The following is a 24,481-nucleotide window of genomic DNA, read 5'->3' as shown; positions in this document are numbered from 1 at the left end:
GAGAGGGCACGAACCACTGGCCTTGTCAGGGCCACAGACGATGGCCTGACAGACAACGGCACAGTAAAGCTGAAGTCAGAGGTTTTGTAATTTTAGGGTAGGGGCCTGTGTTTTTGGCAAAGGCGCTATATCTATTAAGAAATTAATCTACCGACAAAAAAACATCGGGTCAGCAGTATCTGACTGCTGCTGACCCGATGTCTTGGGGATGGATTGAACCTATCGAAGGTAGGCGCTGTTAGAGCCGACAGCTAAGATCAGAAGCCGACAGAAGGAGTTCCTTGGATACCCTGGCTCTGTTCAATTTCTAGCAGGCGAGCAACCCTATCATCGGTAGAGGGATGAGTAGAAAACAGGCTACGCATCATCTGCTGAGGAATGGCGTTGATAATTAGCAGCGGCTCGAAGGCTGGATTGGCATTCATTGGCAAGCGCTCAGCGCTGGCTTCTAGGCGTTTTAGAGCGGTGGCCAGCGCGCGCGGATTTCCAGTGAGCTGAGCAGCGCCAGCGTCGGCAGCATATTCACGGGTGCGAGAAATGCCCATTTGAATGACGGTAGCGGCCATCGGCGCAAGGAAAATTGTGGCTATCAGGGCGATTGGATTAGCGCCGTTGCCTTCGCGATCGCGACTTCCCCCGAAAAACATACTGTACTGAAGCATCTGAGCTAGAAATGCGATCGCCCCACCAATCGTTGCAGCCACCGCCTGAGTCAGCGTATCTCGATTGATAATGTGGGTTAGCTCATGGGCTAGCACGCCTTCTAGCTCTTCTGGAGACAGTGCTTTGACAATGCCTTGGGTGACAGCCACTGCTGCATGCTCTGGGTCGCGACCGGTAGCAAACGCATTCGCGGCCTCACCAGGAACCACGTACACGCCAGGCATTGGAATCTCAGCTTTGGCCGCCAAGCGTTCCACCATACTATAGATTTCAGGCATCTGTGCCCGAGTGACTGGCTGAGCATTGTAAGCTTTTAGCGCGATTTGATCAGAGTAGAACCACGAGCCAAAGTTAGTGACAGCAGCAATACCCAAACCCAGCAAGGCACCCGTGCCACCGTAGAGCGCGTAGCCAATGACGACGAGCAAGCCCGACAATAGACTCAATAGCGCAACCGTTTTAAGCTGACCTTTTTCCATTTGTTTTTCCCAACTTTTCTAACTTTCGTTTCCTCAACCTTGTCCCGGTTTCTAATCTTTCTCTCTCTTGCCGTTACTAGCACCATTGCCAACTGCTGGCCTTTTATAGATGCAAGCCCGTGAATGTTAGCTGCATGGCTTTCGGCATTAGGCTGACTTTTAGACAGTCTGAATATCTGGCATTGTAAGATATGCGCTATAGAGTAAGTCTTCTACCCTAGGGAAGGAAACCGAAATGACTGGCGGGGTAATTCGATGACTGTAGATAGAAAGCAAGCTATTGGACGACTCAACACAGTGCTTCGAGCCAGTTTTCTACAGGGAAGCTGGCAAAGAAGATCGTCTGTTGTATTGCTAGCGCTATTTGGTGTGAGTACGACGTTACCTGTCCTAGCCCAAACAAAGCCAATTACTTCTACAGTCTTATCAGACGCTTATTCAGACACCTATTCTGACAAGGCCCAAGGTTCTAACGATCAAAGCTTCTCCTATTCAGGGTTTGATCTCAGTATCGACCAGTTCATTGCTGCAGAAACTAGCCACTTTAGCCTAGAAGAAAAGCAAGCGCTACATGCTTTGATTCAGCTAGATCTCGAAGAAAGTACTCTTTCAACGCTCTCTAATCTCGCCGATGCTGAACTGAAAACACAGTTAAAAGCTCAATTCAAGAACAATCCTAAATTCAACAAGCTACCCGCTGAGATCGCTTCAGCTAAGTTCTCGCCTGCTGTTTTCGCCGCCGCTCGGCTAGCTGGATACATGCGTAGTATCGGCAAAGCCGTTCTGCTAGGCAACGTAGTCGGTGCTATCCGCGCTGCTGAGTTTGACTTTCCCGCAATGTTCTCTGCCCTTTCCACTGGCGATACTACAGAATTCGCTAGCTTACTGTCCGCCGCCCTACCTAGACAGACGACTTTCGTTTCAGCCGTTAGCACAGGCGCAACGTTTGCTTGCAACACCGCTACGCTCGATCTGACGCCTGGGGTGTGCGATCGCTTCTCTAGCTTCATGCGTAGCACCCTCGTTAGATATCAGCGCTCCGCGAGTTAGGCGACAGCTGATTTTGGAGTTGGGACTCTGAGCGCACATAGCGCCTTCAGAATCTGACCTAACTGTTCTGCCTGCGTAGGATCAAGAAGATGTAGCAGAGGGAACATCTGGTACATAGGGGACTTGTCTCCATACATCAAAACAAACTGGTAGTTAAGGCCGTTAGTCACTAGTCCCCAAACAGAGCCTTGATCAGACAGACTCTGATATGCGTAGGTTAGTAGCTGAGGCAGCCCAGACCGACAGGCGATTTCGCTGTTTTTTGCTTCTGCAACTACGATCCATAGTGGAACGCCCTCTGTTTTGGCAGCGTGATTGATCGCCAAGATGTCGTACCTGCCCTTGATAACCTTGTCATCATCTTCAACTGTAATCTGAGCGATATCTTCTTCTACTTTCAGCTCAACCGGATGGCTATAGAAACCCGCCAACCGGAGCAGTGGAAAGATGGTCAGCGCTTTAATAAGTCCCTCACTAACCTTGCCAGCTTTGAGATAGTGCCGAAAATCTTTTGCAATCTTGACAACATCTTTTCGTTCAGCAGTCGATAATTTATCAAGTGGTAGAACGTCCAGATATCGACCTAGGATTTCAACTTCCTGAAAGCCCAGGTGATTTTCAACTTCGGCCACGCTGAGACTGCTTGCGTTTAGCAAATTCATACTACAGATGTCTTCTATATATACGATATACGCTTACTCGTATCTATTCTAGCGATTGCACTGACGCGCTAAGCTAAAAGCGCCCATATTAAGTCTCTTGCTAGCTGCCCCTTGTAGGCTGCTTTGTCCGCTATGAATCCCAACAGACATGAGCTGCGTAAGCGTATCCGACGTAACTTGGTTTGGTTTGGTCTGCTGGCGTTTGTGTGGCTGATGTGTAGCGGCGGGGCGGCGGCGGAGAGTTTGACGGAGCGTCAGCGGGCTTTTCCAGACTGGACTAGCAAGCCGACTGTGCAGGTATCTGATGGCGATCTGGTCTATCCGAAGTGGATGGCTGGCACCTGGCGGATGAGTTCTACGCTGATTGCGATGGAAGCGCCGCTAGCGCCTGAGATTGTGACGCCAGGATTCGAGGGCAATCGGCAGTTTCTACACAAGGCGATTCCGGCCATCATTCGATTCGTGCCGAAGGCAGTTTCTAAGGGAAGCTTTCTAGGTCGCTCTCTGCCTGCTTTTCTAGATGATGCTGATGAAGAGGATATTGAGATCGTCTCTGATCGCGCTTTTAACGGGTTGAGCTTGGCCCGCGCTTACTTGGGCGATGACTGGGTAAAGGCAGTCAAGGTAGATCCAGACGATCCTAATCGGCAGGTCACTTTTCTAAAGGATGATCAGCAGCTCGTTTCTACCGTGACAGGGCGACAGGTCGAGACGCCAAATTTGGGAACCTTTGCCACCACAGAGATTTTTCAGCAGTTCTTTCGCAATCCTGGGCGGTTCTCTGCTGACAGCACGCCTACGGTGTACTTGAACGAAGTCGAAAACACCACGGTGTACCGCAAGCGCGGCGATGCGAATTTTCCAATTGTGGCCGATCAGATTACGGCGATTTATCTTTCACCGCAAGACCCTGATTACTTCAAGGCAAAAGGCCAGCCAGTAGCACTCTATCGCTATCAGCTTTCTTTTAGCCCAGTTCAGCCGAGTGCGGCTTTTGATGTGGATGATTAATGGCTAGATGACTAGCGGCGACGCGGGTCGTAGCTGGGTGGATAATCTGGTGGGTAGTCGCGTGGGTAATCACGTGGGTAATCGGAGGGATACTCTCTGGGGTAGTCTGGCGGATAGTCGTTTTGGCGACCGTAGTCGGGATAGTTGGGATCACGATAACCGGGGTCAGGATAGCCAGGATCGCGACGCGGATACCCTCGGTCGTAGCCACCCCTGTCAGGAGGCGGGTTATAGGGCTGATTGCCGTAGCGACGATCGTCGTAATAGGGCCGGTTACGTGGATCTTGGTTTGGATAGCGATCGCCTAAGACAGAATTTTCCACATACATCTTTAGCTGCTGGGCCATGCGCCGCAGCCCTTGTCTCTCGTCCTGGCGAATAAAGGGCAAAAAGACTTTGGACAGGATGCCAGAGAAAAGTTCGCGATGAATATAGTGGGTGCGACCCGGTACATTTTCACGCAGCTCAAAAATGTGCTCGCTCCGCAGCCCTGGAATCGTAGAGACCCAGCGCATCATATAGGGGGGGCGCACCATGGTAATCAGCGGCTGAAACTCGGTTTCCTCATCGCCTTCTAGCCGCTGCATCGCCAGGAAAATTTCGCCACCTCTAGCAATTCGTAATCCCGGATCGCAGTCGTACAAAAAGGTATTCCAGTAGCGCCACTGGTCCTTACGCAAGAGGGCTTCCCAAACGACACTTTGGGGCGCATTGATGTCGATTTCGGCGTAGAGGGAAGGCATGGAAGAGAAGTAGGAATTAGGAAGGATTAACGATGAATGGAGTTTCGACGAGTGATTTGGGTTGATTTTATACTTTTCGGTGCCTACTTGCTCGGTAGTGTAGGTAAGAGTCCCCCAGACAAGATACCCTTTTACTCATCATTCATATTCCTACTTCATCCTTTAACTTATGGTCAGTTTGACGCCAAATCCTAGCTATAGTTTGACGCTCCGTATTAAGCTGCCAAATCAAGTAGGGGCGCTGACCAGGGTAATCGAGGCGATCGCACAAGCAGGCGGCAGTCTAGGCAATATTGACATTGTAGAAAAAAGTCGCAAATACACGGTGCGCGATGTGTCAGCAGATGCCTCGGGGACGGCGGCGGCGGCTGAGATTGAGCAGGCGGTGCGATCACTCAGTGATATTGAGGTGCTAGACGCCTATGATCGCACCTTTGCTCTGCACAGAGGTGGCAAGCTAAGGGTTGAAGCCAAAGTTCCGCTGCGTGAGCAAGACGATCTGGCAATGGCCTATACCCCAGGAGTAGGGCGGGTGTGTGTAGAGATTGCCGACAACCCTGAAAGTGTCTACGACTACACCATCAAAGGAAATACGGTGGCGATTGTCAGTGATGGCAGCGCTGTGCTAGGGCTTGGTAACTTGGGCGCTGAAGGCTCAATGCCTGTGATGGAAGGTAAGGCGATGCTGTTCAAAGAATTCTCTGGTTTAGATGCCTTTCCAATTTGCCTAGATACGCAAGATACCGAGGAAATCATTGAAACTGTCAAGCGAATTGCGCCTGTGTTTGGAGCAGTGAATTTAGAAGATATTAGTGCGCCGCGCTGCTTTGAGATCGAGAGACGACTGCAGGCAGACTTAGACATTCCGATTTTTCATGACGATCAGCACGGGACGGCGATTGTGAGTTTGGCGGCGCTGATCAATGCGCTGAAGCTGGTGAAAAAGCAGATCGGTGAGATTCGCTTGGTGATTAATGGCGCGGGGGCAGCGGGGCTGTCGATGGGTCGGCTGTTCAGGCAAGCTGGTCTGAAAGATTTGATTATTTGTGATTCTAAGGGGATTATTGGAGGCGATCGCACCGATCTAACCGAGGCCAAAAAAGAATTCGCAGTTTCGCACTCCGGCGGCCTAGCCGACGCCATGCAGGGCGCAGACGTCTTTATGGGGGTCAGTGCGCCAGGCGTGGTTACTGTCGAGATGGTGAAGTCGATGGCGGCTGATCCGATCGTATTTGCGATGGCCAATCCAATTCCTGAAATTCAGCCAGAGCTAATCAAAGAGATTGTTGCAGTTGTGGCAACCGGACGCAGCGACTATCCGAATCAGATCAACAATGTACTGGCATTTCCGGGGGTAATTCGTGGGGCGGTAGACTGCCGGGCCAAGGAAATTACAACAGAGATGTTTTTGGCGGCGGCGGGTGCGATCGCCTCTCTAGTCCCCGATCAAGAGCTATCGCCGAACAACATCATGCCTTCTGTCTTCGATTCTAGAGTTGCACCCGCTGTTTCATCTGCTGTACAAAAAGTTGCTCAATCTGCTGGAATTGCGAGAAAGAAAACCGACTAGAAGAAAATGACAAAGCTTACCTACTCGCCGCCAATCTATCCCTTTCATATTGATGCGATGGGCCATGTCAACAACATTATCTACATTCAGTGGATGGAGATTGGCCGCGTGCTGCTCTTAGAAGCGATCGCAATGCCAATAGCAGAAACTGTAAAAGCAGGGTTTGGTCCCGCTCTGATAGAAACTCATATTAGCTACAAGCTGCCGCTGTATCTAGGTGACAAAGTTTCGGCCTCCATTTGGCTCTCACAACTACGCGGAGCCTCGGCGATATTAGAGTTTGAATTCTTTAATCAGGCCGGAGAATACGTGGCCCTTGGCTCACAGCGAGGCGTCTTTATTGACCTTGAAAGCAAACGGCCTAAACGGCTGAACAAAGCGCAAAAAGAGAGATTTTCTAAATACCTAATTGCAGATTAATAGCAGAACCTGTAACCGCAGGATGAGTCTTGCGGTTCACGCTTTGTCATAGACTATTCCGTAAGACAGTGATTAACAAAGGATAAACTCCCATGCTAAACGAACAGGCCAAAAAGACCATGCTGCGTAAGATTCCGCATGGGCTATATGTCTGCGGCACTAAAGACGGCAACGACGTGAACGGATTTACCGCCAGCTGGGTAATGCAGTCTTCATTCACACCGCCGATGGTCATTACCTGCATTAAGGCAGATTCTACCTCTCACGCGATGGTAAAAGCTAGCGGCGTCTTTTCTTTGAGTATCTTGGAAGCGGGACAAAAGGAAATCGCTCAAAACTTCTTCAAGCCTTTGCGCCGCACAGGCAACAAGTTCGAAGACATTGAGTTCTACGAAGGCGAGGAGACAGGCTGCCCGATCATTAAAGACTCGTTAGGCTATGTGGAATGCAAAGTAGTCGGCTCAGTAGAAGAGGGCGACCATACCGTGTTCGTAGGAGAAGTGATTGGCGCAGGTGAGCACCGTGAGGGCAAACCGCTGCTGCTAGAAGATACTGGCTGGAACTACGGCGGATAAAGTGAGAGCCAAGGCTTTATATACCTAAACTCTCTATACCTAACGACGTAGAATCTAGCACTATGGAGAATGGGCAGATCTCTATCATCGGGCAGTGAGTTAATACTTACAAGGTGACATAGTGGTAACACAGTAGACGAGGCGTGGCGGATGGTTCCTGACTTTACGATAGGTGTCGAAGAAGAGTATCAGATTGTCGATCCGAAAACGCGATCGCTCACTGCCCGATCAAAGTCTTTGATCAAGACAAATAAGGCTGCTGATGTAGAACAAGAGATCGTCCATGAGCTGTTTCGGTGTGAAGTAGAGATAGCCACCGACATCTGCCATACCTTAGATGATGTTCGTCAGGCGCTGGTACAGGCCAGAACAGCAGTGATTGAAGCGGCGAAAGAAAATGGGGCTGCGATCGCTGCTGCTGGCACGCATCCCTTTTCGCCTTGGGAAGATCAAGAAGTCACGCCTAAAGATCGCTACTACGCCCTGCAAGCAGATCTTCGACAAATCATTAGAGAGCTAATTATTTTGGGCTGCCATGTCCACGTTGGCGTAGAAGATAGAGAAATGGCTGTCCAGATCAGCAATCGATCTCGTAACTGGCTGCCCTTGCTACTGGCACTGACTGCCAACTCTCCCTTTTCTGAAGGCAAAGATACCGGCTATGACAGCTATCGGATGGCACTATGGTGTCGTCTACCGACCGCCGGGCCACCGCCATTATTTCAAGACTACGCCAACTATCAAAGCTTTATTCAGCAGCTAATAGACACCGGTATCACTGACGACCCGACCAAAGTCTACTGGGATATTCGCCTATCTGAGCGCTTCCCTACGGTTGAATTTCGCATGTCTGATGTCTGCGCCAGCATCGAAGAGGCCGTTATGCTAGCAGGGATAATTCGGGCGTTGGCCTATACCTGCTATCAGGACGCTATCAATGACCAGCCCGCCATACCCGTTCGAGCAGAAATGCTAAAAGCTGCTATGTGGCAAGCCGCTCGGTATGGACTCAACAGTGAGCTAATTGACTTTGCCACGATGAAACCTGTTCCGGCAAAGACGCTGGTGCAATCTTTTATGAGCTATATTCAGCCAGGGCTAGCTCATTTTGGAGATGAGGCAGTCGTTCAAAAAGAAGTAGACAAAATCTTGAGCGAAGGCAACAGCGCCCAGCGACAGCGAGCGATATACGAGAAGACAGATAGCTTAGAATCCGTTGTTGATGATATTGTCAGACGCAGCGCCCTGCAGACAAACGCGAAGCTGCAGCTCGAAGAGGTTTAATCAGTAAGGTGGCAGTACACCAGTAAGTTCAAAAAGGTGCTGCGCCCGCCTTAGCCTGCTATATCCTTTATCCTTCTAAGCTCCTTTCAAGGTTTGTCCTATCAAAATCATCCCATCAATATTACGTTGTCTATGACGTGAATAATGCCGTTAGTGGCCTCTATATCCGCAGCGACAACAGTGGCATTTTTGACTTCAAAAGCGGAGTTAACTCGAACAGGAATAGGAGAGCTTTCAAGCGATGGTAGACTCTCTTCTTTGGCAATATCCGACTGTGCCCAGCGTCCAGCAACTACATGGTACTTCAAGATTCTAGCTAGCTGGGGTGGATTGTCTACCAGCGTTTGTACAGTACCAGGCGGCAGTTTAGCAAACGCATCATCTGTCGGTGCAAAGACTGTGAGCGGCCCTTCTCCCGATAGCGCTTCGACTAGTCCGGCTGCTTGAACCGCTGCGACAAGGGTCGAGAAGCCTTCTGTGCTAACGGCGATTTCAACAATGTTGGGCATGGAAGAAAAGGATGAACGATGAACGATGAATGAGGGTGCTGGCTAGTTGATCGAGAATTGAAGTGTTTAGCGGTAGCTCTGTTGTTGAATATCGTCTAGTCTGGCTTCGGGGCGTTTAAATCTGTCTATTTGTTGCTCGAAGAAGGCGCGGTTGGCTTTTAGGTGTTCTGGGTTGGGATCATCTAAGGGGTAGAGCAATGCACATCTAAGCGCCTGAATTACAGCAGAAGTAACGTTGTACATCGATCTTTGAAAGGTGATGCCAAGCTGAATTAGCATGTCGTCTTCGCCGCGACTGTGCTGCTGATATTCTTCAACCAAATAGTCTGGCAAGAAATGCAGCATATCTTGCATGAGCAAAGTCGGCGGGATGCCAGCGCTACCTACTGGAAAAACGTCCGCGTACAAAATGCCGTAGTGAAAGTCTTTTTGATCGTCTGGAACTTGTCCGGCCTGGGCGTTGTAGGACTTGGTGCCTCTAAAAGGGGCCGTACGATAGAAGACCGCCTCTACATAGGGCAGGGCCGCTTCGTAGAGCCAGGTAAACCCTTGGGATTTGGGAATGATTTCATAGCATTCATCACCGATATAGACATGGTGGTAGATAGGTCGCCCGGCGATCGCAAAGATTCCATTTACCAGAAAGTCCATTGCCTCCGGTACGGTCGTCATCTTACCTTCGTCATATAGATCGCTCATCTCAAAGAAGACAGGTGCCATTACTTCCCAAAACAGGCCAAGATTAGCATAGTAAGACAGTCGCCTCACCTGCTCTAAAAACATTTCAGGGAACAGCTTGTAGAGCCCAAGCATCAGCGGATTACCTTTAAAGTAGGCGCGAATGGCCCTGTCGCTATTAGCGATATATTCGTCAGTATATAGATAGGCATTGAACGTCGGGTTGATATCTTCGTGCCAAAGCATCGCATCCATACAGGCTTCGGCAAACTCCATATTGACCCGGTCGTGCCAGAGATGATGCAAGAGCTTAGGCAGCTTGCGACCGCTCTCGCCTTTTGCCATAAATTCACGGAGCTCTGGATGGGCATCGCCTGGACCTCGCCAAATCCTTAGCGATGCCTGATCGCCAGCATAGGCGTTTTGTCGATCCAAATATTCCTTAGAGATAAAATACTTGAAAGCAGGGAGCGGGTTGAGGAAAACTTTCTCTGCGATATACAACAGATCTCGCCAGTAAAAGTCCATCGGCACCGCATAGGCTTTATAGATACCAATAATCTGCTTAAGATTGTCGGGTGTATCCGGCAGCATAGAGCCACCGGCTTCTAGTCGGTGAATGACTTCTGCAAATTGATGAGTAGAAGCTGGCAGCGTGGGAGCGGTAGCGATGGTGGTTGTCATGATGTAGGCAGAAAAAAGGAGAGAATATGAAAGGTCCTAAGATGAAATGAATTTACAAATGCGCTCCGTCGTTAACGCTGTCTCGGCTAGTCTCTAGCTGCAATGAGGCGGCAGTCTGAGTAATGGGTACAGCGGCAATTAGCCTAGCAGAGGTAGATTCGCTCCAAAGTACTAGCCAAGATGGCTGCAGGCCCAGGGTAAGTACAATAGCCGCTAGCACGAAAGCGGGAACCCGTTCACCGTTAGTGACTTTGTCGTAGTAGGCGGTTTCATTGTCTAGGCGACCAAAGCAAGTGCGATTAATCAAGATAACGAAGTAGACAGCGGTCAGACCAGTGCCGACGACGCAAAACAGCGTAGCAATCGGATAAACGCTATAGCTGCCTTGAAAGACTAGAAATTCAGTGATAAATCCAACGAGTCCAGGAATCCCGGCGCTAGCCATGCCGCTTAGGACTAGCAGAGCGCTGATCAGCGGCAGTCCTCTAAGCGGGTTTAGCAGACCGTTGAGTTGATCGAGCTGACGAGTCCCGACTTTGGTCTCTACCACCCCGACGAGGTGAAACAGCAGGGCCAAGATCAAACCGTGAGAAACCATCTGGGAGATTGCACCGACGACGCTGAGCTCAGTAAACGCCGCGCCGCCGAGCATGACATAGCCCATGTGACCGATCGAGCTGTAGGCAACCATACGCTTGATATCTTTTTGGGCGATCGCAGTCACCGCTCCATACAAAACGCTCGCTGCTGCCCACACCGCCAAGAAAGGCCCTAATGCAGACCAAGCCTCAGGAAAAAGCCCTAGGCCGAAGCGAAAAATGCCGTAGGTCCCTAGCTTTGCTAGAACGCCACCTAGCATGATCGCCACCGGAGGAGAGGCGGAAACGTAGGTATCAGGCAGCCACGTATGAAAAGGAATCAGCGGAATTTTGATGCCGAATCCAACGAGTAAAATGCCGAGTAGAACAATCTGTGTCGGTAGCGGAATTTCGCTTTGCAGCGCCTGCTCGTAGGAGAAATCCAGGGTGCCGCCTAACCAAACAGTGCCAACGAATCCAGCAAAGATGAAAGCCCCGGCTAGCGCTGTGTAGAGCAAGAACTTGGTTGCCGCATATTCTCTCTTTTCCCCGCCCCAGACTGAGATCAAGAAGTATAAAGGCACCAGCTCTATCTCGAACAGGAAGAAGAACAGCAGTAGATTTTGAGCCAGGAAAGCGCCAGCAACACCACCGCTGACAAACAGCATGAGTGAATAGAAGAAACGAGGTCTTTCTATCGTTGTGCTGCTGCTGCAAATAGCAATCCAAGTCAGCAAACTGTTTAGAGCAACCATCATCAACGACAGCCCATCTAAAGCCAGGTCGTAATCGAGACCTAATAGCGGCAGCCAAGCGATGAACTCTCGCATCTGAAAGCTAGCAGTGCCCAAGTCAAACCGGGTAAACAGAACGACTGTCCATAAAAGAGACGCGCCAGAGACGGCCAAAGCAGCATTCCGGGCATTCGTCGCGCTCAGCTTGATAGGGAGAAAGGCGAGCAGCAGAGCGCCTAAGATCGGTAGCCAGATAAGGAGGCTTAGCATTGGTTTCTCTAGATTTTTCTCTAAATTTAGACAGGATGATCAAAAAGCGTAGACTGAAAAGCGTAGAACTAGGAATGCTACAAGGCAAGATAGCCCCAGCTCAGATAGAGGCAGATGACCACGACAAAAGAGGCAATGGTGAGGGCGTAGAGCTGAAGCTTACCGGTATTGATATACTTCAAGGCCTCGCCGCTAAGAAGCGAGCTGAGTCCGACAAAGTTGACTAGACCATCAACCACATAGCGATCGAGCCAGTCTGTTAGCAAAGAGAGTTTATCTACCAAGGCGATCGCAGTGACCTGATAAACTTTCGGCGTATAAAAGTCGTAGGCCAGCAGTCGATTGGCCATAGCCGGTATCAGCTTGGTTGGATTTTCGATGCGCTCTAGCACGTAGAAAGCACTACTAGCAGCGATGCCTACCGCGCTAGAAAGAAACAATGTCCAGCCGAGCGTCCAGCTCAAGCTAGAGTCCACTGGATATAAGGAGAAATTTCTGACCATCAAAGGCACATGCAAGACAATGCCAGCCATCACAGCCGTCGGTAGAACAACCAGCCAGAGTGTTTCTGGAGCGCGAGCTGTAAACGCAGTGCGATCGCCCATAAACATCAGCCCAAACATCCGCACTAGCGCAAAACTAGCCGCCCCATTCGCCAGCAGCACAATCCCAATCAGTCCCCACTGTCCGCTTTGCAGCAGCCCTTCTAACATCGCCATCAATGGCCAGAATCCACCAAAAGGCGGCAGTCCGATCAGGCCAGCAATAGCGACAAGGAAGCAGAGCCCCGTTATTGGCCTGCGGCTCCACAAGCCCCCCATCTGAGTCAGGTCTTGAACAACCACGTTCAGCATGATAGAGCCGGTACTCATAATGAGCAGCGTAGAGGCGATCGCATGCGTCAGCACAAGTAGCAAAGCTGCCTGAGTCTGACCGGTACCCACCGCGATGAAAATTAGGCCCATATAGGTGCTAGTCAAATAAGAAAGCACTCGCTTAGCATCGATTTGAGCAGCGGCGATTAGCGCGCCGCCCACTGCCGAGATCGAGCCAATCGTGAGTGCCAATCCACTAGCCACTGGCGAAAGCGCAATCACCGGCTGAAGCTTTACCAGCACCCAAGCGCCGGTAGCGACTACAACCGAATTTCGCAGAATCGTAGTCGGCAGCGGCCCTTCCATGGCCTCATCTAGCCAAAGATGTAATGGGAACTGAGCGCATTTACTGATCGGCCCGGCCACCAGCGCGACGCCGATTAGCGATAGTGTCAGCGGTGACACGCTCTGCGTGCCCGAGAGCACCGCTTGGGACCAGTCGGCTAGTTCAGAGAAATTCCAAGTGCCCGTCAGTGGATAGAGCGCCAGTACGCCCATTAGCAAGATCAAATCCCCCACCCGCTTGGTCAAGAAGGCATCCCTAGCGCCAGTAACGACCAGAGACTGATTAAACCAGAACCCTACGATCAAGTAGGTGCCTAGCGTCAAAATTTCCAACAGAATATAGCTAAAGAACAGCGAATCGCACAGCACCAGTGCTGTCAACCCCGCTTCAAACAGAGCCAGTAAAGAATATATTCGCCCCCAGCCCCAGTCCATTTCCAGATAGCCCACGGTGTATATCTGAACCAGGAGATTTAAGACCGTGATCACAACACTGGCCCCTAGCGTCAGCGACGATAGCTCTAACGGCAGCGTTAGGTTCAAATCGGCCACCTGAAGCCAGGATAAGCTTAGAAACTGAGTAGGCTGCTGCCACACCGCCATAAAAGCGATACTGCTATGAACCAGCGCTATGACAGTAGTCAGCAGGTTTAAGTAGCCAGCGGGCCGGGGGCCACTGCGCCGAATAAAAGCGGGCGACCAAAAGATGGAAAGCAGCGCTCCGAACAATGGATAGCAGGGAATTAGCCAGCTAGTTTGAGCGAAAAAGTCAGCATTGAACATGGGTGTCAGCGATTAAAGCCACGTCTAATCCATATGGGTGCAATTACAAGAGTTTGCAAACACCTATAGACTGCAAGCTATGAACGAACGAAAAGTTTGCGGATTAACTCAATACATAGAATATATCATTAGCTATATCTATTCTGACAACAAAATCCATTTAATATTTCTAATGGTTGTTTAGGGTTGCTTATGAATGTAATCACGCTAGTCCCCTCAGCTATATCCTCCAACTGAAGGGACTTACACGTTATTGTAAGCTGCTAGGATCGCTCGCTAATCAAGTTGTTAAAAGTTAACAGCGAGTCGGTGGGGAGGCTGTCCCTGCATTGATCCGAGAGAAGCCGCTGAGGTTGAGAACGGAGTTGTCGTAGCGATCGCCTGTCGCCTGCTCACCTAGCTCCAAAGTCAGAGCTGGATCTAAATAGTTTCGGCCTAGCACATTCGTGCCTAGATCGTTGGTGAACGCCTGTCCGGTAACTAGATTGCCATTTACGCTGCCAGTGACACAGGCATTGAAGCCGCCGTCAAAATCGTTAAGATTGCCGATGATAGTGTTGCCAGATTTTTTGAAGGTGAATAATCTACCGCCGCTGCTAGCCAACTCTGCGTTGCTGATGTCATTGGGGACGTTGGTAGCTGAGGTGAGGCGGTAGTTACCGTCTGGTAGGCTTGCGATCGCGCTAAACGGCAGCTTGTCACTGGCGGACTGGCGGCCAGATGTACGGCTAGTAGCAACATTCGGGGCAGCCTGAGCGCCGCTATTGTTGATAGTGATATTGACCGCATGATTAGAAAGCGGCTGATTGATTGTAGTGATAGAAGAGTTTCTAATTGTCTGACAGGTCACTGCCTGACGAATGCCGCTACTAGTCTGCAATCGTCCGTCGTTAAAAGGTTGAGCGTTAAGCCTGTTAGGAACTAATGGATCGTTAGTCAGCGTTTGGGCGATTTGAATACTGTCGACCTGCTGAGTATTAAGCCTGTTAGGAACCAATGGATTGTTGGTTAGCGTTCGGGAGACTTGGACATTGCTGAACTGCCGAGCGTCGAGCCGATTAGGAATAAAGGGATTGTGAGTCAGCGTGCTGCTTGAGGAGAAGCGCCGTCTAAATGAGGAACGAGATGAGAATCGTCGAGATCTGTCAATATCGTTACCGCAAACAACGTCTGAGCCCAACCCTTGTAAGGACTGAAGCGATCGATCAAACTCGCGGTTAAACTCACGGTCGGTGCGAAAAGGGCCACTGCTAAAGGTGCCGAGATCTTGGCTGTAGCTAGGCAGTGCAGCGAAGATTAGGGCTGTAAAAGCCGGGATAGAAACAGCGGCAATCTTGCCGGGCTGCAATAGTGAATTCATCATGGGGGCTTGAGGCTGTGCCTAGTAGATTTTACGTATCTATTTACACCCCTATCGTTAATTGTACTGAGTTTTTCTCGAAGCGAAGGTTCAAAGATATAAACCGCTATATTCCTCGACAAAGCTGCTCAGGAAGTATTGCGATCGCGCTTTGGAGATTATGGACTAGAAGCTGCTAAGCTCTATCATTCGCTCAAAATCATTTACTTAAGATCTCTGCAATTGGTATCAACCGCACCAACCGAAAGCAGAGATTCGATTCGTCCGTGGCCGGAATGAACACAAAAGCAACCCTTATGGAACACAGCTATGGCACGCAGATTTGGTGAGCTAGCCTTTACCCCTGAGGTGCAGGCAGCGCAGGCAGCGCGGGGCTCTCGGCAGATATATGAAAAATACATTGCCCAAGGTGAGGCGGGCGATGTCGTCACTCCAGAGATTGCGAACTTTATCGCTCAGCTAGAGGGTTTCTACTTTGGAACGGTGAGTTCTAGTGGCTATCCATACATCCAGTTTCGAGGGGGCCCTCCAGGCTTCCTACAGGTGCTAGATGCTAAAACCTTAGGGTTCGCCGACTTTGGTGGCAACGTTCAATACATCACGGTAGGTAACCTTTCTACCCAAAAGCCAGCTCAGCAGAAAGCCTTTATGTTTTTGATGGACTATCGCCATCGCCGCCGCATCAAAGTCTGGGGGAGAGCTAGGTATGTCGAAGCAGAGGTTGCTCTGATTGAAAGATTGAAAATGCCGGACTATCCAGCCAAAGTTGAGCGGGCGATCCTGTTTGAAATTGATGCCTTCAGCGAAAACTGCCCTCAGCACATTCCCGTGCGATATTCTGAGGCAGAAGTGAAAGAAAAGATCGAGGCTAGCACCGCACCACTACGGGCTCGGATTGCAGAGCTAGAATCGCAACAGTAGGGACTTAGCAGGCTGTGTTCCTACCAGGAACGTTGCTTGCCACATCTACTCAGAAAGCTGCTGTCTTAGCATGGACAGTGCCGCCCAGCGATCATCTATCTTCGCAGGTGGGTTATTGGTAATCTCAATGCCTTTACATTCGGCTGTACAGATCTGCTTTTGAGGGATGGCAAGACACATCTGTTCGTACAACCATTCGTCCGGCTTGAAATAACCTTGCGGCGGTAGCGATTCCACTAAATCCTCAAGCTCTACTTCCTCTTGACTGGACTCTACTGGCGCGGGCTCTTCTAGCCACAGGATTTCTGAGGTATCAATCTGTATACGAGTGTTATAGCTTTGCAAGCAGCGATCGCACTCTAGCGTCATGATCGCATTGGCCGTAGCGCTTACTTCCAAAAAAGTGCCTCTGTGCCGTACGCTCAGCTCACCTTTGACAGGCGTTAGCGTTTCTAAATCAAGCAGATGCTCCGCTACATCAATTGAAATCGTCTTGTCCGGTGCATTTAGGATCTGCGGAATATGGATAGCTCTCATCGGTCCTAGTGATAGTTCCTAGTGATAGTCGTCGTAATTACCGAGGTGACCGCATGTTCCTGTGATGACTACGCCTCCTCGTCACTGTGATCACTATCCGCGTCTACTAGCTTCACGACCAAATGACGATCGGGCTCACGCCCACGGCTAAAGGTTTCTAACCCCGCCTGTTCGCCTAGCAACCCGTGTAGCTGTCGGCGCTCGGCGGCGGATAATCCTTTAAGTTCGTACTCGGACTGCCCTTGATTGAGCACCTGATCAGCCGCTTCGTCCGCCAAAGACTTCAGCTCAGCCTGCCGCTTTTTGCGATAGCCGTTGACTTCGATGGTGTACGAGCGCTGTTCTGCCTTGCCGACATCCATATTCAAAATGGTGTTAGCTAGGTACTGGGTCGAGTCAAGGTTGCGTCCGCGATCACCAATTAGGCTTTCAATTTCTGCTTCAGAGAGCGATTCGGTATCGATTGTCAGCCAATAGCTATCGTCCCCTAGCTCGGCAGTGTTCTGATGTCCGCTCACGCTGGTCTTTAGTCCCTGTAGCTCCAGCAGTTTCTCTAACCAGCTAATGCTTTTTTCCATGTTCTTTGTCCGTCCATCCGTCTAATTAGGAGAGCCTGCGACCAGTCTTGCTGGGCAAGTTGCTTAGCAGATTTTACAGCCTTAGTGCCAGAGTAAGCAGCCTTTGGCGTCGGTAGGGCAAAAACACGACGCGCTACACCTAGACTCATGTCTAACAAGCCTATCTTTCTAAGGGCTTAGCTCAGGGAAAGCACGCTTTTGAGTATGCATGCAAAAACGACGCAGCGCTCGGTTCGATGAGGCATTGCTTTAGCACCATTGTCTATCAATACATCAGAAGATAAAGCCTCAAGGAAAAGCGCTATAAACCAAACCAGCAAAAGCGTCTAAGAGGATTTTTTCTTAGCGACCTTCTTCTTCGCGCCAGTTTTAGTGGGACTAGTCTTAGCGTTCGTCTTACTTGCCTTAGCTCCCTTCTTGCTGTTCGCTTCGGCCTTAGCTGCTCGCTTAGCTGCTCCTGGCTCAAAGGCTAGCTGCTTACGATCGTCACCGCTGCTGCTAGCGGCTTTCTTTTCTTGGGCCTCTACTAGCTTCTGCAGATTTTCCGGCAGTGGCTCACGCGATAGGATAAACGACTGCGCGGTTTGAAAAACGTTGGCGATTACCATATACATCAGTACGCCGGCTGGCAGTGGGAAGAAGAGAAACATCCCGGAGAAGATGATTGGTGTGAACTTTGCGATCGCCTGCTGCTGATCGTTTTGTCCATCTGGCGCTGCCGCATTGCCTGAATTAGTCACCTGCTGAGATACGTACAAACTCAGACCAAAGAAGACGATCATTCCGAGAATATCCCAGTGAATCTCGCCGTTGTCGCCTTGAACGCCAATCCGTCCTAACTTCTCAATAAAGAGAAAGCCCTTATCGGCAGCGAGGCCAGGAACTTTGACCTGGATTGTGACCTCACCGGGTGCCAATGCTTTGACGGTACCGTCTGGCTGAACCGCAACTAAATCGTCACCTTTGGTTATTTCCCACTGCGGCGTAATATCTACGCCTTCCTCTTTGTACTCTTCTCTGAGTTCATCAAGAGACTTATTATCGACGGAGCGTAGTTCAATTTTTGTGGTGTCACCAACCGCTAGCTTTTCACCGGTCGGCACTACTGTACTGACCTTGAAGTGCTCACCGTCGGCAACAAAAATATTGCTGGGTTTATTCACCAAGGGCGCTTGCTCAACCTGCTCGATCGTTTCTTGGGGAACTAGCTTTAGGTTTACTGGCAGCGCTGTATCCGCAAACGGCGATCCCCGCAGAGTGGCAAACAACGCGAACAAGATCGGCATTTGCAACACGACTGGAAAACAGCCCGCCAGCGGATTGCCAAACTCAGAATAGATCTCTTTGATTTCTTCTTGCTGCTTAACGGGATCGTCTTTGTAGCGCTCTTTGACCTCTGCCATCCGCTTTTGCATGAGTGGGTTGGCAATCTTCATCTTCCGCATATTGCGAATAGAGCCCGCGTTGAGCGGATAGAGCGCAAACCGGATGACTAGGGTGAGGGCAACAATAGCCAATCCGTAGCTGGGCACAATTCCATAGAAAAAATCTAGGATTGGCAGCATTACATTATTTGAAAGAAAGCCGATACCGAAGTCCATGCGTGCGCTCTGTTGTTTGTGCTGTGGTGTTTGTACTCTGTTGATTTAAGACTTAAGACTATTGTGTCTAATTTATCTGAATGCTGGGGAGTTTGGGGACGAGATAGCCCGCGAATACAAAATTGATTGGAAAAGGAACCCCCCGAAAACGACGATTTCTTTCGGTTAACCGTACTGACTAGAGTTTGTCCTTCTGCTACGCAGTACCGACTGCACCGCTGGCGACTTTGGCCTTAGGCGAAATTTTATCCGTGACGAATTCATAGAGTTCTCTGAATTTGGGTACGGCTCGCATCTCAATGCGGCTACCGTCTTTAAGCGTAACCACCATGTCGCCCCATGCGCCGAGTCCTCTGGGCACTGTGACAACTTTCGCAATCTCCGAATAGATGATGTCGGTGCGATCACGCCCCATCCAGCCACCTGTAATCGAAATTCGTCGATCGGTGATGCGATAGCGTAGCCACAGCGCTCTAACGATGGCACCTACTGTCAACGGAATACAGATAACGGTAAAGGCCAATCCGATATTAAAGATTAGCTCGCCAATATGAGGACCGCCTTCGTAATACACGTCTTCTTTAATGGCCATAAGATACCTCTTTAATTCTAAACAGGAGCTTAACGGCGGGTTTCGCCGGGTTTCGCCCTTGTAACAATTTCTAACTTTTTTAGCAGATATTCTAATTCTCTCAAAAAGTCGTCAAAACTGCACTCTACTGCAGAGGGACGAACCACGATTGCCACCTGCCAAGCGGGATCGATCTCAGGCAGATACTGACGAATAATGGCGAAGAGCTGCCTTTTGATACGGTTACGAACCACTGCTCGCTTGCTAACCTTTCGACTAATAGAGACGCCAAATTGCGGCCCTAAGCCCTCTTTCGAGCTTGAGTCTAATCTCGAACCCCGGCACAACAAGAGCGTAGACGGTGATCCATCTACGCCCTTTATTGCTTTGCTCTTGATTGATTTTCCCTTTACTGCTTTTTTAGAGGGTTTTGCTTCTAGCACTTTTACCTTCAGCGCTCGCATGGCTAGGTTCGCCGTTGCAGTTCGCCGCCCTTTGCGATGCACTCGGCTAAAGTCACGAGGCAGTTTCAATCGATTTTGCTTGGGAAGGGACACGACACCCTAGACGGCTAGCTGCGCCCGGCCTTTCGACCGACGCGCTTTGATCACAGCTCTGCCATTTTTGGTCCGCATTCTGGCGCGAAAACCAGAGACTCGTTTGCGTTTGCGCGAAGTTCCGCCAAGGGTACGCTTTGTCATCGATTGTTTTCTCCTGCTACAGTCTCGCTAGGTCAGTTTTACTAATAACTAATACCAATGCTTTGCTAATACCAATGCTGCCGATGCCAATAAGACTAGAGATTGGATCCGGCATTATCATTAGAGTGACTAGCATTAAAGTCAAGAGGTATCAAGCTAGCCTGCCAGAAGCCACTAAAACGCGGCTGCCAACAGGCACAGACCCTCTATATTACCGTCTGCCTCTATCTTCTGCAACTAGAAGCTCCCATGTGCCTAGGTAGCGAGGCAGCACATCTCCGCGAGCTTCTGCCTGTAGGTTAAATCGGTGCATGCCGAAGCGGTCAGGATTACGCACCTTGGCATCAATTACAAAGCTGGTATCAGCCGGGATGTCTTCGTTCAAGAAGATCTCTAGACGGCTGGCTTCAGGAATCCAAACGACTTCGTCAACAGGAATCTCGCGATCGCCCGATCCTCTGCCTCGGCGCACCCGAATTTCATCGGTATTGAAAGAGCCGTTTCGCTCGGTAAACGCTTCAGGATAGGTAATGCTGAGCTTGGAAACAGCGCTATCAATACGGGTTCCAGGCACTCGCAAGTAGTAGCGCGCTCTGGTACTGCGCGGGCTATTATTTCGTAAGGTGTAGGGCAGGCGATATTCTGAATCGACGCCGCCCCATAGCGTGATGCCGGGGTTGGTTTGGGCCACGCTAGGCTGAACAGGTAGCATTGATAGAGTTGTTGCGATCGCCACGCCAGATAGCGCTAGTCCCGATAGCAACCGAGCTGTAGACATTGAAGCCAAAGAACGTTTGAAAGAACGCTTAGCAGACATTCGCAATAATTCCTCACACAAATAGATGGAGCGTGTATCACTCCATACTACGTCTAACACTGTATTGGACGTGCCCGTATCCTTCGGTGGACGGTTTATTAACTGAATCTTTGCCCAAGACCGCTCAGGCTCTGCGTTACAAGCGCTATTGCAAGAGCGCTTCAGCCTTCTAAAGAACAGATAAAGTGGCTGCTCGAATGTATAGACTCACAAAGCGCTTCAAAAACTTATACGAACAGACATCAATCTTTGTGAGCGATTCTAGCCATGCCGATTTCTCTTCTGCCAAAATTTAGTTTGCCAAAATTTAGAAGGAGATGCCATGACCCTGGCAATTGAAAGAGGCGTAGCCGAGGCAAGTTCCACTGAGCCAAAACCGTCTAAAAAGATTGGCGTTCCCAAAGAAATAGCGGCTGGTGAGCGGCGAGTAGCGGCTACACCTGCCACCGTAAAGAAATTGCAAAAGCTTGGGTTCGATGTGCTGGTTGAGCATTCAGCGGGCGAAGACGCGAACTTTGATGATGCGTCGTATCAGGCCGTTGGCTGCGAGATTGTGCCAACGGCCACCGACCTTTGGGAAAAGTCTGACATCGTTTTGAAAGTGCAGCCCCCGCAGGATCATCCCAATGGCCAGCACGAAGCAGACCTGCTAGGCGCTGGTAAGTCTTTGATTAGCTTTATCTGGCCGGCACAGAATCAGGCGCTAGTCGAGCGGCTATCGAATCAGCAAGCAACCGTGCTAGCGATGGATGCGATTCCTCGGATCAGCCGAGCGCAGAAGATGGACGCGCTGAGCTCAATGGCAAATATTGCCGGCTATCGGGCGGTGATCGAGGCGGCGAACCAGTTTGGGCGGTTCTTTACCGGACAAATTACGGCTGCGGGCAAGGTGCCACCCGCCAAAGTGCTGGTGATTGGCGCAGGGGTCGCAGGTCTTGCTGCCATTGGCGCAGCGAAGAGCCTGGGCGCGATCGTACGCGCTTTTGATACAAGGCCCGTGGTCAAAGAGCAGGTAGAAAGTCTAGGCGCTGAATTTCTAGAGCTAACGTTTGAAGAAGATGGCACGGGTCAAGGGGGCTATGCCAAAACGATGAGCCCTGAATTTATTGCGGCTGAGATGGAACTGTTTGCTCAGCAGGCAAAAGATGTAGACATCATCATCACGACCGCACTGATTCCGGGCAAAAAAGCACCTTTGCTGATTACGCAAGAAACAGCAGAGCTGATGAAGCCAGGATCTGTGATTGTGGACATGGCCGCCGAGCAAGGTGGCAACTGCGCTGTGACCAAGCCGGGTGAAGTGTATGCCCACCATGGCGTAACGGTTGTAGGCATTACTGATTTTCCCAGTCGGATGGCGAGTCAGGCCAGTCAGCTCTATGGTACGAACCTTTGCCACCTGCTGAGCGACATGGGTGGCTCTGATGATTACAAGGTTGATTTTGAAGATGAGGCGGTACGTGGGGCGTTAATTACCCACGCGGGTGAGGTGACCTGGCCTGCGCCTAGACCTGAGCAGCCGCCTCAGCCTGCTGCGGCAAAGGCAGCGCCGACTGAAGCGATCGCCCCGACAGCAGACCTATCCAAGGACGCAAAAAATTCTGCTAGCCCAGCGCTTCAGAGTTTGGTGAAGTGGGTAGGCATCGCCGCTGCAGCGTCTTTGTTCTTGACGATTGGACTAACGGCTCCCGCCTCTTTTCTTTCGCACTTTACAGTGTTCATTTTGGCGTGCTTTGTAGGCTGGCAGGTGATTTGGAATGTTAGCCCGTCTCTACACACGCCGTTGATGAGTGTGACTAATGCGATTAGCGGCATCATCATCATCGGTGGCCTGCTGCAGCTAGAAGGGCTGAGTGCGACGAGTGTGTTGGGTGCGATCGCTATCCTAGTTGGCACCATCAATATCTCAGGCGGCTTTCTAGTCACTCAGCGGATGCTCAAGATGTTCCGCAAGTAATTCTGGCTAGAAATTTGGGCCAGCAACTTTGGCTAACAAATCCGCAGACAATTCTGTTCTTTCGAGCAAAGCAAAAGAACTCAAAGGAAATAATCATGACGAATAATTTGGTAACGCTGGCCTATATCACGGCTATCGTTCTGTTCATTTTGAGCTTAGGAGGGCTTTCTAACCAGGAAACGGCTAAGCGCGGTAATCTATACGGCATTGTCGGCATGGTGCTGGCAATCAGCGCGACTGCCTTTAGCGCTGGGCTAACCAACTACGTTGCCCTAGTTGGCGTGCTGGTTCCGGGTGTGGTGATCGGTGCGCTCATGGCGTCTCGGGTAGAAATGACGGCTATGCCTGAACTGGTCGCCATGCTGCACAGCTTTGTCGGACTCGCGGCAGTGCTAGTTGGCGTTGGCAATTACCTACAGCCGGAGGCAGCTTTGGTTGGTGCAGAAGAGACCATTCACCTGCTTGAAATCTACATAGGTGTGTTTATCGGCGCGGTCACCTTTACCGGCTCGGTCGTTGCCTTTGGCAAGCTAAAAGCGATTATTAGCAGCAAGCCACTGACTCTACCGGGCCGCCATCTGTTGAATATCGGCTTGCTAGTCGGTACGGTGGCGCTTGGTGTTGTCTTTATGGGCGCAGCAGGTACAGCCGGACTGCCGGCTCTGCTAGGAATGTGTGGGCTCGCTGGGCTGCTAGGTATCCACCTAGTGGCGGCGATTGGCGGTGCGGATATGCCAGTCGTGATCTCGATGCTAAACAGCTATTCTGGCTGGGCAGCAGCGGCAGCAGGCTTTATGCTCTCAAACGATCTGCTGATCGTCACCGGGGCTCTAGTCGGTAGCAGCGGCGCGATTCTTAGCATCATTATGTGCCGAGCGATGAATCGTTCTTTCTTGAGCGTGATTCTAGGCGGCTTTGGCAACGCGCCAGCGGCAAAAGGTGGCAGCAGCGCTCCCGGCGGCGAAGCCACATCGACCACAGCTGCAGAAACCGTTGAGCTATTGACGCAGGCAAACAGCGTGATCATTACGCCGGGATACGGTATGGCAGTGGCTCAGGCTCAGCACGCGGTGGCGGATATTACGAAGATTCTGCGCGATCGCGGCACCCAAGTCAGATTTGGCATTCACCCAGTCGCTGGTCGCCTGCCAGGGCATATGAACGTGCTATTGGCAGAAGCCAACGTGCCCTACGACATTGTCTTAGAAATGGACGAAATCAACGAAGACTTTTCTGAAACAGATGTTGTTCTAGTGATCGGTGCTAACGATACGGTGAACCCAAGCGCTCTAGAAGATCCGACTAGCCCCATCGCAGGCATGCCCGTGCTAGAGGTGTGGCAGGCGCAGAATGTAGTGGTAATGAAGCGCAGCCTATCGGTTGGCTATGCAGGTGTGGATAATCCCCTGTTCTACAAAGAGAATACGCAGATGTTGTTTGGCGATGCCAAAGCGAATGTCTCCGCCATTCTAGCTGAGATGCAAAAGTCGAAAGTCCCGGCGATGGCTTCGGCTTGAGGTCACGCCCAGATTCTCCAACATCACTGAATCTTCAACACAACTGAACAAATCGGGATACTGAGCAT

General features: G+C 50.6%; 25 protein-coding genes. 9 read left to right on the top strand and 16 right to left on the bottom strand.

What is annotated here, in order from left to right:
* Nucleotides 1-257 precede the first annotated feature (257 nt).
* Nucleotides 258-1,142, bottom strand: coding sequence for a M48 family metalloprotease (locus tag IQ256_RS04520; RefSeq protein ID WP_193854360.1), 885 nt, complete (start codon nucleotides 1,140-1,142; stop codon nucleotides 258-260).
* A gap of 255 nt (nucleotides 1,143-1,397) precedes the next feature.
* On the opposite strand from IQ256_RS04520, the gene IQ256_RS04515 reads away from it, so the two are divergent.
* The gene (locus IQ256_RS04515; protein ID WP_193854359.1) at nucleotides 1,398-2,192 is read left to right on the top strand and encodes a hypothetical protein; all 795 of its coding nucleotides are present in this window, start codon (nucleotides 1,398-1,400) and stop codon (nucleotides 2,190-2,192) included.
* Here the strand turns inward: IQ256_RS04515 and IQ256_RS04510 are convergent.
* The gene (locus IQ256_RS04510) at nucleotides 2,189-2,854 is read right to left on the bottom strand and encodes a restriction endonuclease subunit R (RefSeq protein ID WP_193854358.1); all 666 of its coding nucleotides are present in this window, start codon (nucleotides 2,852-2,854) and stop codon (nucleotides 2,189-2,191) included. The genes IQ256_RS04515 and IQ256_RS04510 overlap by 4 nt on opposite strands.
* Before the next feature lie 132 nt (nucleotides 2,855-2,986).
* On the opposite strand from IQ256_RS04510, the gene IQ256_RS04505 reads away from it, so the two are divergent.
* Nucleotides 2,987-3,865, top strand: coding sequence for a DUF6816 family protein (locus IQ256_RS04505; protein WP_193854357.1), 879 nt, complete (start codon nucleotides 2,987-2,989; stop codon nucleotides 3,863-3,865).
* 11 nt (nucleotides 3,866-3,876) lie between these two features.
* On the opposite strand, the gene IQ256_RS04500 is transcribed toward IQ256_RS04505, so the two are convergent.
* Complete coding sequence (locus tag IQ256_RS04500; protein WP_193854356.1) at nucleotides 3,877-4,608, bottom strand: SRPBCC domain-containing protein; 732 nt, start codon at nucleotides 4,606-4,608, stop codon at nucleotides 3,877-3,879.
* 169 nt (nucleotides 4,609-4,777) lie between these two features.
* Between IQ256_RS04500 and IQ256_RS04495 the strand changes: the two genes are divergently transcribed.
* From IQ256_RS04495 to IQ256_RS04480, 4 genes are all read left to right on the top strand, one after another.
* Entirely contained in the window at nucleotides 4,778-6,178 is a 1,401-nt protein-coding gene (locus IQ256_RS04495) for an NAD-dependent malic enzyme (protein WP_228024565.1), read from the top strand.
* A 6-nt stretch (nucleotides 6,179-6,184) separates the two neighbouring features.
* Nucleotides 6,185-6,598, top strand: coding sequence for a thioesterase family protein (locus IQ256_RS04490; RefSeq protein WP_193854355.1), 414 nt, complete (start codon nucleotides 6,185-6,187; stop codon nucleotides 6,596-6,598).
* A 92-nt stretch (nucleotides 6,599-6,690) separates the two neighbouring features.
* Nucleotides 6,691-7,173, top strand: coding sequence for a flavin reductase family protein (locus IQ256_RS04485; RefSeq protein WP_193854354.1), 483 nt, complete (start codon nucleotides 6,691-6,693; stop codon nucleotides 7,171-7,173).
* A 150-nt stretch (nucleotides 7,174-7,323) separates the two neighbouring features.
* Complete coding sequence (locus tag IQ256_RS04480; protein ID WP_193854353.1) at nucleotides 7,324-8,457, top strand: carboxylate-amine ligase; 1,134 nt, start codon at nucleotides 7,324-7,326, stop codon at nucleotides 8,455-8,457.
* A 107-nt stretch (nucleotides 8,458-8,564) separates the two neighbouring features.
* Here the strand turns inward: IQ256_RS04480 and IQ256_RS04475 are convergent, their stop codons facing one another.
* The 5 genes from IQ256_RS04475 to IQ256_RS04455 form a co-directional block, all read right to left on the bottom strand.
* Nucleotides 8,565-8,966 carry a fasciclin domain-containing protein gene (locus tag IQ256_RS04475; RefSeq protein ID WP_193854352.1) on the bottom strand — a complete coding sequence of 134 codons (402 nt, stop codon included), beginning with the start codon at nucleotides 8,964-8,966 and terminating at the stop codon, nucleotides 8,565-8,567.
* 66 nt (nucleotides 8,967-9,032) lie between these two features.
* Complete coding sequence (locus tag IQ256_RS04470; RefSeq protein ID WP_193854351.1) at nucleotides 9,033-10,328, bottom strand: CO2 hydration protein; 1,296 nt, start codon at nucleotides 10,326-10,328, stop codon at nucleotides 9,033-9,035.
* A gap of 52 nt (nucleotides 10,329-10,380) precedes the next feature.
* Nucleotides 10,381-11,910, bottom strand: coding sequence for an NADH-quinone oxidoreductase subunit M (locus IQ256_RS04465; protein WP_193854350.1), 1,530 nt, complete (start codon nucleotides 11,908-11,910; stop codon nucleotides 10,381-10,383).
* Between the two features lie 77 nt (nucleotides 11,911-11,987).
* A complete protein-coding gene (locus tag IQ256_RS04460) occupies nucleotides 11,988-13,853 on the bottom strand; it encodes an NAD(P)H-quinone oxidoreductase subunit F (protein WP_193854349.1) in 1,866 nt (621 codons plus the stop codon).
* A gap of 295 nt (nucleotides 13,854-14,148) precedes the next feature.
* Complete coding sequence (locus tag IQ256_RS04455; RefSeq protein ID WP_193854348.1) at nucleotides 14,149-15,216, bottom strand: hypothetical protein; 1,068 nt, start codon at nucleotides 15,214-15,216, stop codon at nucleotides 14,149-14,151.
* Nucleotides 15,217-15,522: 306 nt separating this feature from the next.
* On the opposite strand from IQ256_RS04455, the gene IQ256_RS04450 reads away from it, so the two are divergent.
* Complete coding sequence (locus IQ256_RS04450; protein ID WP_193854347.1) at nucleotides 15,523-16,134, top strand: pyridoxamine 5'-phosphate oxidase family protein; 612 nt, start codon at nucleotides 15,523-15,525, stop codon at nucleotides 16,132-16,134.
* 45 nt (nucleotides 16,135-16,179) lie between these two features.
* Here IQ256_RS04450 and IQ256_RS04445 read toward each other — a convergent pair whose 3' ends face one another.
* The 8 genes from IQ256_RS04445 to IQ256_RS04410 all read right to left on the bottom strand — a co-directional run bounded on the left by IQ256_RS04445 (nucleotide 16,180) and on the right by IQ256_RS04410 (nucleotide 20,900).
* Entirely contained in the window at nucleotides 16,180-16,671 is a 492-nt protein-coding gene (locus IQ256_RS04445) for a DUF177 domain-containing protein (RefSeq protein WP_193854346.1), read from the bottom strand.
* 68 nt (nucleotides 16,672-16,739) lie between these two features.
* Entirely contained in the window at nucleotides 16,740-17,249 is a 510-nt protein-coding gene (locus IQ256_RS04440; RefSeq protein WP_193854345.1) for a R3H domain-containing nucleic acid-binding protein, read from the bottom strand.
* Nucleotides 17,225-17,398 (bottom strand): hypothetical protein, encoded by a 174-nt coding sequence (locus IQ256_RS04435; RefSeq protein ID WP_193854344.1) that lies wholly within the window; start codon nucleotides 17,396-17,398, stop codon nucleotides 17,225-17,227. The genes IQ256_RS04440 and IQ256_RS04435 overlap by 25 nt, the downstream gene beginning before the upstream one ends.
* Nucleotides 17,399-17,575: 177 nt before the next feature.
* Nucleotides 17,576-18,850, bottom strand: a complete 1,275-nt coding sequence (yidC, locus tag IQ256_RS04430) for a membrane protein insertase YidC (RefSeq protein ID WP_193854343.1) — start codon at nucleotides 18,848-18,850, stop codon at nucleotides 17,576-17,578.
* Between the two features lie 196 nt (nucleotides 18,851-19,046).
* Nucleotides 19,047-19,442: a PH domain-containing protein gene (locus IQ256_RS04425; RefSeq protein ID WP_193854342.1), complete on the bottom strand. Its 396-nt coding sequence runs from the start codon at nucleotides 19,440-19,442 to the stop codon at nucleotides 19,047-19,049.
* Nucleotides 19,443-19,471: 29 nt separating this feature from the next.
* The gene (gene rnpA, locus IQ256_RS04420; protein ID WP_193854341.1) at nucleotides 19,472-19,978 is read right to left on the bottom strand and encodes a ribonuclease P protein component; all 507 of its coding nucleotides are present in this window, start codon (nucleotides 19,976-19,978) and stop codon (nucleotides 19,472-19,474) included.
* 6 nt (nucleotides 19,979-19,984) lie between these two features.
* A complete protein-coding gene (rpmH, locus tag IQ256_RS04415) occupies nucleotides 19,985-20,122 on the bottom strand; it encodes a 50S ribosomal protein L34 (RefSeq protein ID WP_193854340.1) in 138 nt (45 codons plus the stop codon).
* A gap of 211 nt (nucleotides 20,123-20,333) precedes the next feature.
* On the bottom strand, nucleotides 20,334-20,900 hold the full coding sequence (locus IQ256_RS04410) for a DUF2808 domain-containing protein (RefSeq protein WP_228024563.1): 567 nt from the start codon (nucleotides 20,898-20,900) through the stop codon (nucleotides 20,334-20,336).
* A 361-nt stretch (nucleotides 20,901-21,261) separates the two neighbouring features.
* Here IQ256_RS04410 and pntA point away from each other — a divergent pair, with 361 nt between their 5' ends.
* Complete coding sequence (gene pntA / locus IQ256_RS04405) at nucleotides 21,262-22,896, top strand: Re/Si-specific NAD(P)(+) transhydrogenase subunit alpha (RefSeq protein WP_193854338.1); 1,635 nt, start codon at nucleotides 21,262-21,264, stop codon at nucleotides 22,894-22,896.
* A 95-nt stretch (nucleotides 22,897-22,991) separates the two neighbouring features.
* A complete protein-coding gene (gene pntB / locus IQ256_RS04400) occupies nucleotides 22,992-24,413 on the top strand; it encodes a Re/Si-specific NAD(P)(+) transhydrogenase subunit beta (RefSeq protein WP_193854337.1) in 1,422 nt (473 codons plus the stop codon).
* Nucleotides 24,414-24,481: the final 68 nt, after the last annotated feature.

Origin of the sequence: cf. Phormidesmis sp. LEGE 11477 (genome assembly GCF_015207105.1) — a bacterium.
Classification (GTDB): Bacteria; Cyanobacteriota; Cyanobacteriia; order Phormidesmidales; family Phormidesmidaceae; genus Phormidesmis.
Note: the sequence above shows the minus strand (reverse complement) of the source record. Positions and strands in the feature narration are given on the sequence as shown.

Bases quoted from the DNA above. Each gene is read 5' to 3' on its own strand.
- IQ256_RS04410 (WP_228024563.1), bottom strand. From the start codon at position 20,900: ATGTCTACAGCTCGGTTGCTATCGGGACTAGCGCTATCTGGCGTGGCG.
- yidC (WP_193854343.1), bottom strand. From the start codon at position 18,850: ATGGACTTCGGTATCGGCTTTCTTTCAAATAATGTAATGCTGCCAATC.
- IQ256_RS04505 (WP_193854357.1), top strand. From the start codon at position 2,987: ATGAATCCCAACAGACATGAGCTGCGTAAGCGTATCCGACGTAACTTG.
- IQ256_RS04495 (WP_228024565.1), top strand. From the start codon at position 4,778: ATGGTCAGTTTGACGCCAAATCCTAGCTATAGTTTGACGCTCCGTATT.
- IQ256_RS04480 (WP_193854353.1), top strand. From the start codon at position 7,324: ATGGTTCCTGACTTTACGATAGGTGTCGAAGAAGAGTATCAGATTGTC.
- IQ256_RS04485 (WP_193854354.1), top strand. From the start codon at position 6,691: ATGCTAAACGAACAGGCCAAAAAGACCATGCTGCGTAAGATTCCGCAT.
- IQ256_RS04465 (WP_193854350.1), bottom strand. From the start codon at position 11,910: ATGCTAAGCCTCCTTATCTGGCTACCGATCTTAGGCGCTCTGCTGCTC.
- IQ256_RS04440 (WP_193854345.1), bottom strand. From the start codon at position 17,249: ATGGAAAAAAGCATTAGCTGGTTAGAGAAACTGCTGGAGCTACAGGGA.
- IQ256_RS04500 (WP_193854356.1), bottom strand. From the start codon at position 4,608: ATGCCTTCCCTCTACGCCGAAATCGACATCAATGCGCCCCAAAGTGTC.
- rpmH (WP_193854340.1), bottom strand. From the start codon at position 20,122: ATGACAAAGCGTACCCTTGGCGGAACTTCGCGCAAACGCAAACGAGTC.
- pntB (WP_193854337.1), top strand. From the start codon at position 22,992: ATGACGAATAATTTGGTAACGCTGGCCTATATCACGGCTATCGTTCTG.
- pntA (WP_193854338.1), top strand. From the start codon at position 21,262: ATGACCCTGGCAATTGAAAGAGGCGTAGCCGAGGCAAGTTCCACTGAG.
- IQ256_RS04470 (WP_193854351.1), bottom strand. From the start codon at position 10,328: ATGACAACCACCATCGCTACCGCTCCCACGCTGCCAGCTTCTACTCAT.
- IQ256_RS04455 (WP_193854348.1), bottom strand. From the start codon at position 15,216: ATGATGAATTCACTATTGCAGCCCGGCAAGATTGCCGCTGTTTCTATC.
- IQ256_RS04450 (WP_193854347.1), top strand. From the start codon at position 15,523: ATGGCACGCAGATTTGGTGAGCTAGCCTTTACCCCTGAGGTGCAGGCA.
- IQ256_RS04445 (WP_193854346.1), bottom strand. From the start codon at position 16,671: ATGAGAGCTATCCATATTCCGCAGATCCTAAATGCACCGGACAAGACG.
- IQ256_RS04460 (WP_193854349.1), bottom strand. From the start codon at position 13,853: ATGTTCAATGCTGACTTTTTCGCTCAAACTAGCTGGCTAATTCCCTGC.
- IQ256_RS04475 (WP_193854352.1), bottom strand. From the start codon at position 8,966: ATGCCCAACATTGTTGAAATCGCCGTTAGCACAGAAGGCTTCTCGACC.
- IQ256_RS04520 (WP_193854360.1), bottom strand. From the start codon at position 1,142: ATGGAAAAAGGTCAGCTTAAAACGGTTGCGCTATTGAGTCTATTGTCG.
- IQ256_RS04510 (WP_193854358.1), bottom strand. From the start codon at position 2,854: ATGAATTTGCTAAACGCAAGCAGTCTCAGCGTGGCCGAAGTTGAAAAT.
- IQ256_RS04435 (WP_193854344.1), bottom strand. From the start codon at position 17,398: ATGAGTCTAGGTGTAGCGCGTCGTGTTTTTGCCCTACCGACGCCAAAG.
- IQ256_RS04515 (WP_193854359.1), top strand. From the start codon at position 1,398: ATGACTGTAGATAGAAAGCAAGCTATTGGACGACTCAACACAGTGCTT.
- IQ256_RS04490 (WP_193854355.1), top strand. From the start codon at position 6,185: ATGACAAAGCTTACCTACTCGCCGCCAATCTATCCCTTTCATATTGAT.
- IQ256_RS04425 (WP_193854342.1), bottom strand. From the start codon at position 19,442: ATGGCCATTAAAGAAGACGTGTATTACGAAGGCGGTCCTCATATTGGC.